Annotated in this window: 3 protein-coding genes; all 3 read right to left on the bottom strand. The window is 39.0% G+C overall.

Going from position 1 to position 5,623, the window contains the following annotated elements:
* Nucleotides 1–195: 195 nt before the first annotated feature.
* The 3 genes from ESP02_RS12765 to ESP02_RS12755 are packed head-to-tail and all read right to left on the bottom strand — an operon-like array spanning nucleotide 196 to nucleotide 5,450.
* On the bottom strand, nucleotides 196–1,626 hold the full coding sequence (locus ESP02_RS12765) for a SpaH/EbpB family LPXTG-anchored major pilin (protein WP_038398614.1): 1,431 nt from the start codon (nucleotides 1,624–1,626) through the stop codon (nucleotides 196–198).
* 12 nt (nucleotides 1,627–1,638) lie between these two features.
* On the bottom strand, nucleotides 1,639–3,126 hold the full coding sequence (locus tag ESP02_RS12760) for a SpaH/EbpB family LPXTG-anchored major pilin (RefSeq protein ID WP_080283902.1): 1,488 nt from the start codon (nucleotides 3,124–3,126) through the stop codon (nucleotides 1,639–1,641).
* Complete coding sequence (locus ESP02_RS12755) at nucleotides 3,123–5,450, bottom strand: MBG domain-containing protein (protein WP_038398612.1); 2,328 nt, start codon at nucleotides 5,448–5,450, stop codon at nucleotides 3,123–3,125. The genes ESP02_RS12760 and ESP02_RS12755 overlap by 4 nt, the downstream gene beginning before the upstream one ends.
* Nucleotides 5,451–5,623: the final 173 nt, after the last annotated feature.

Raw genomic sequence — 5,623 nt, 5'->3', positions numbered from 1 at the left:
AACACCGTTTATATATGAAGAGGTTGTGAAATCAGTGCCTTGACCTAAGTATTAGAGAAGCAAACGGAAAAATAGTTCCTCACATTTTTCCATAAATTTGACTTAATACCGAGAGCACGACCACTTCTGTCACAACCTTTCTCCCCATTTGAATCACTGTCGTTTATTTATCGTATGATTTCTGTTTCCAATAGTTTAAGCTTCTGTTTCTTGATGGCGTTTTTTGAAGTAGATCACTGCTCCTCCAACTAAAGCAATACCTACCAAGATGAATACGATGATCCCCATACCACCAGTTGAAGGCAAGATTCCTTTAGGTTGGTTATCGATCGTTGTTTCATCAGAAGTTGTTGGATCATCATCTACTGTAAATTCAGTGTACGCAGCTTCATTCTTAGGTAATGCGTAGCCTTCTGGTGCTTTTGTTTCTTGAAGGCAGTATGCCCCTTGTTTCAGCCCTTCGATTGAAAATTCCCCTTCTGAATCAGAAATCAATTTCACTTCTTCCCAGTCAGAACCTGCGACTTCATCTGACCAAGCATATGGGTATTCTCCTGAGGTGAGGTTTGCTATTTTTTTCATTAATTTAACAGTTGGATCTTTTGCTCTTAGAATAGAAAATTCTGCACCGGCTAATTTTTCTTGCGTGTTCACATCTTGTTTGATGAAGTGGAAATCACCGTAGTTTTGGACGTTTTCTACAGTAATCGTGTTATCTGTAGTTGTATTTTCCCGATTGACTACACCGTTTGGATTCCCAAGATCGGCTTCATCTGCGCCATGGATGATTCCGGTTGTTTGTTGCAATTTTCCGTTTTCTACTACAAATGAGGTTTCTTTTTGTGGATCGGTCAATTGATAACCATCTGGTGCTTTTGTTTCAACTAAAGTATAATTGCCGTCTAGTAACCCATTGACACTGATGGATCCTTCAGTATCAGTTGTGAATGTCAATGCTGATTCGGCAGGACCATAAAGAGCGACACCGGTGTTTTCATCAAAACCAGTCACAAATTGATTGTCTGAATTTTTGATCTGGAATTGCGCCCCTGCTAACTTATCTACTCCTGAAAAGTTCCCAGCTTTTTGGATTTTGATATTGCTTTCTTTGATGACATTTTTAGCATATAGATGAATCGTGTCTAAAGGTTTGTCAGGGTCTGATGAATCAGGGTTGTAAAAGGGTAAGCTTAACACGATATTTGGCGACATTTCGACACCAGGTTTTGGTGTTTCTACAAAGACGTATACAGCATCTTTCCCATCAGATTTACCTGGAAGAGTCAAGTTAGCTAATCCTTCACCAGAAGTTGTTACACTTGCGAAGGGTGTAGCATCTGCTGGAACTGCTGTATCTTTACTTGGATAGTACGTAGCAGTGATGTCGTATACGTTGAATTCTACGCCATTCAATGGTTCGCTATTCGGAAATGTCAGTTCCGTTCCGTTGTTTATTTGATTTTCTGGTGCTGAAGTGAATTTCAATTTATGCAAATTAACCGTGACATTTTCTGGTGTAGGTGATACGGCTGCAGAGACATCTGCAGTTCCTAGGCTGAGAATGAAAGGAAGCAACATAATAGTAGTTCCTAGAAGTACCCATATTTTTGTTTTGATGTTTTTCATTTTATTTTCCTCCTATTGTTTCCCTTTTTGTTGTTTTTTATAAAACCAAGCTGTCCCTGTTGAAAGGACTAGCAACAACCCTAAGATTGAAAAACTTCCAAGCATCTCTTCGTTTGTTTTTGGAAAGCTTCCTCCACTTTTTTCATTTGATGGACTATTCGTCTGCATATGAACTGGCGTTTTTCCGTTATTTGTCCGATTTGCTTCTAGTTCGTTGATGATTTCCAATGGTATAGGATGAAGTGGATCATAACTGCCTTCTTCAACTTCAAAGAGAATTGGTGCTGAACTCCATACATATCCTTTAGGCGGCTTGATCTCAACTAGTTCATAGCTTCCAAAAGACAAACCATGGACAGAAAATGTTCCATCTTTACTGGAAGTAAAAATCGTTGCTCTCGGATCATCTTTGGCTACCCAGTGATTTATCCCATTTTCTTGCGCTAAATATTGGTTATCTCTTTTGACTAGAAATTGAGCATCTGCCAGTCTTTGTTTCGTTTGCCGATCTACTTTGACAAATTGTTTGCCACCTGTTTGGATGGCAAGATGTGTTTCTACTGTTTGATTGTCAGTCGTCAAACGTACCTCGTTGTCAAATGTCGTTTTTTCACTGTTTTCTTTCAATGTCATTTGGTAACGGATTGTTAATTTTTTCCCAGCAAACGAACTGAGATCTTTTCCAGGATCTGATAATACAAAACCATGTTTTGTTTTTTGTGTATGAAATGTATGAATCTTTTCTCCACTAATCAAAAGATCAATTGTTTCTGGTTCTAGCCACAACTGAGGATCAGCTGTATCTTTGATCGTATAGGTTCCTATCTCGTTGATGTTCTCCGGAATTGTGGTGGTGATGAGATAAGGTACTTTATCCCCATCTGCAAAATCTGTCTGCTTGTTCTCTACTTTTTTTATTAATGTGAGTGCAGCAGGTATTTTTTGTTCGCTCTTGGGATACAAGTGGATGGTCGTCAATTTATGATTAGATGAATCTGTCACAGGAAGCACGACGACAAATGGTGCTGATTTTTCTTTTACTTGATCTGAAGATTTTATTTCCGCAAATCGGTAAATAGCGTCACGACCTTGCTCGTCATTGTCCGATACACGAAAAGAAGCAATGCCCTCTTCCCCGTCTACTGTTTTTGTTACACTTTCTGCCAGTATTTTTCCACTATCGCTTTTTTGTGCTAGCTTTCTTTGTGCATCTTCTACACTACTTCCTTCTGTCCGCAGCTTGTAAAATTCATCCGAGACATCATATATAGCGAAAGTAACACCGTTCAACCCTTTTGCCTCCTGAAAGTTATCTGGACTATCCATTCCGTCGTTTTGACTGATACTTGGCATCTGTTCGCTTTCGAACATTAGATTATGCAAAGTAAATGTGATGGGTGATTCTCTAGCTGACACAGTCGGAGAAACAATAAAAAAGTCCAGTAGGATAAAAAAGAGAACAGCAAACCTATCCACACGTACATTTTTTGTTTTTTTCATCGCTGTTCACCTGCTTTTCTCTTACGATGGATAAAATAAAAGAAACCAGAAAAAATAAAGATTATTCCCAAAAAGACAAAGGGTAGTAGACCTATCCCGCCTGTCGAAGGAAGCAAGAGAGTCGGATTGATCGTCAACTTAGCGGTATCTGTTGCGGTAATCGAATAATTATTGTTTACAGTTCCTTCCCTTAAACTAATCGTTACTATTTGTGTTCCGATATCTGTCCGGCTGTTAGCTGTTAGTGTATAATCCAATGATTCACCTGAGACAACACCAGCAACGTGGACATTTCCAACCGGAATCGAGTGACTTTGGGCATCATAATTAAAGACAGCGTCATCGACAGTAATCACTGCACCAGCTTTATTGATGGTATAGGTTCCTGATGTGTTAGCTATATCAGTAAATGACATCTTGGGATTTGCTGCTTTGACTTTATCTATTCCGCTTTTCGTTAACTTGATTGTATAGCTGCCAGCATTAACCATATTTTTTGCTGATTGTGCATCTACTGTGTAGTCCGTGTTGCTAAGTGTCACTTGCACTGGAGTAAGCGAACTGGTGACACCTTCTGCTGGCTTGACATGGATTGACGGGATTCCTGCTTTTCCATCATATGTCTTACTGCCACCGAGCTCTACCGTACCGCTGATTGGCTTGATCGTATAGATATCAGATGTCTGCACGATAGTAAATAGATAGTTTGTTCTGGCAGCTAGTTTAGCTAGTCCGCTTTCTGTCAATTGCCAAGACGTATAGGTTCCAATTTCAGTAGGCGCAGTTACTTCAACTCCCTTTTCATTCATCGCTTTGAAATCAGTTGGATTCCATGTGATTTGATCAATACTGAGATCATTGTTTAAAAGGGATGTTGATTCTGTTTTATCATTAAAGGTATATTTAACGATCGGTACAACAGAAAGACCATCATAGTACTTACTGCCATTTACATTGATTGATACTCTTTCATTTGTCTTATAATATAGGATGACTTCAGAAATCTGTTTTCCATTTGCGTCCTTTACGATTACATTTCCATTTGTATCTAAACTAGCTGAAACACTCGTTGCTGATTGGTTCTTTGTTTCTGTTGCTGAAACAGCTGTAAAGGTATATCCGCTGATAGTAGGCACATTAGTCGTCAGGTCTTGTGCAGCACTTCCGTAAGTAAGATTCATTATTTTAGAAGGAGCAATCGTCTGTCCAAAATAGTCTTGATACTTAATAGTGATTGGTGTTTGTTTGCCTGTATAGGTCACCGTATCGACGTTACTTTCTAGGGCTGTGAAAGAACCGTTTGTTTGTGCAAAAGAATAGCCCGTTACTGCTGTTGGAGTAATAACCACTTTGTCCCCCACATGGATACCAGATAGTGCAGTACCATACGTTCCGATTTTTGCTGCTCCACCATTGACTGTATAAGAAAAAGTTCCTGTCCGGTTCGCATTGACCTGAACCGTCGCTACTTGATAGGTTGGGACAACTGAAATATTCCCCTTGTTATCAACGATCTGTCCATTTTTAATCGAGTACCCTGTGAATGGAATATCGTTTGCTAACTGTATACCGATTGAAAAAGTACTCATACCTCCTCCGGCAGGAAGCCCTCCCCATGTTGAAGGTGTAAAAGAATAACTTTTATCCGCATTGGGTGTAACGGAATCGATCGTATTTCCAGCGGTAGCCACCCCCATATAGATACTTTTTGGGAAGGTGGTAGTAGTACCATTTACTGTGGAGCCAATAAACAGATTATGGATATCTGGACGGTTATCAATAAAAGCGATTGCTTTGGTAACACCTTGTAACATGGTTTTATCCGCACTCATCGTTCCGTTAACCGCAACAATGACTCCATCTTTGGCATATATCACTGTATATCCATCTGGTATGGTATGTCCGTTGAAATTCGTAGTGGCCGCAACAGCACTAAATGTCTGACTTCTACCTGTTTCTGAATAAGCTTTTTCCCCTGCTGCTTTTGCTGCTGCAATTTCTTTTTCTGTCGGATCAATCAGCTGAGTCGAGGGTGTAGTTGAGGTTGTCTCGTTGTTGCTAGACTGATTGGTACTTTCTGTTGACTGTATTTCAGAGGCGGGTGGACTATTTGTCTCCTCTGTCGTTTGGTTAGCAAAACTTGACGTTTCTGTATAAACGTTTACATTCATATTGGATAAACTTCCTAAGAAAGTAAGAATCACGATTATCGAAACTGCAATGGAACGCAAGTGTTTTCTTCGAGATACAGCTTTTAGTCTAGAATCAAAATGTTTTTGACATATACGTTGGATTTTATTTTGAGTTTTCTTGGTCATTTTCATCCCTCCTCTCAATAAAAAAACGTTATCAAATAAACACGTGCACGTTATTCAAAAATTTAATTTTTACTATTTTATTGATGTATGGAAAGTTTGAATCATTTCTATTCTCTTTTTATTCTAAGATTATTTTAGTCTTGTCCTTTAATAGAAAGATTTTATTTTTAAATAAAAAA

The sequence above is a fragment of the Enterococcus sp. NBRC 3427 genome (genome assembly GCF_007996925.1).
Classification (GTDB): Bacteria; Bacillota; Bacilli; order Lactobacillales; family Enterococcaceae; genus Enterococcus_B; species Enterococcus_B lactis.
The sequence above is the reverse complement of the archived record's forward strand: the minus strand, read 5'-3'. Positions and strand labels throughout refer to the sequence as shown.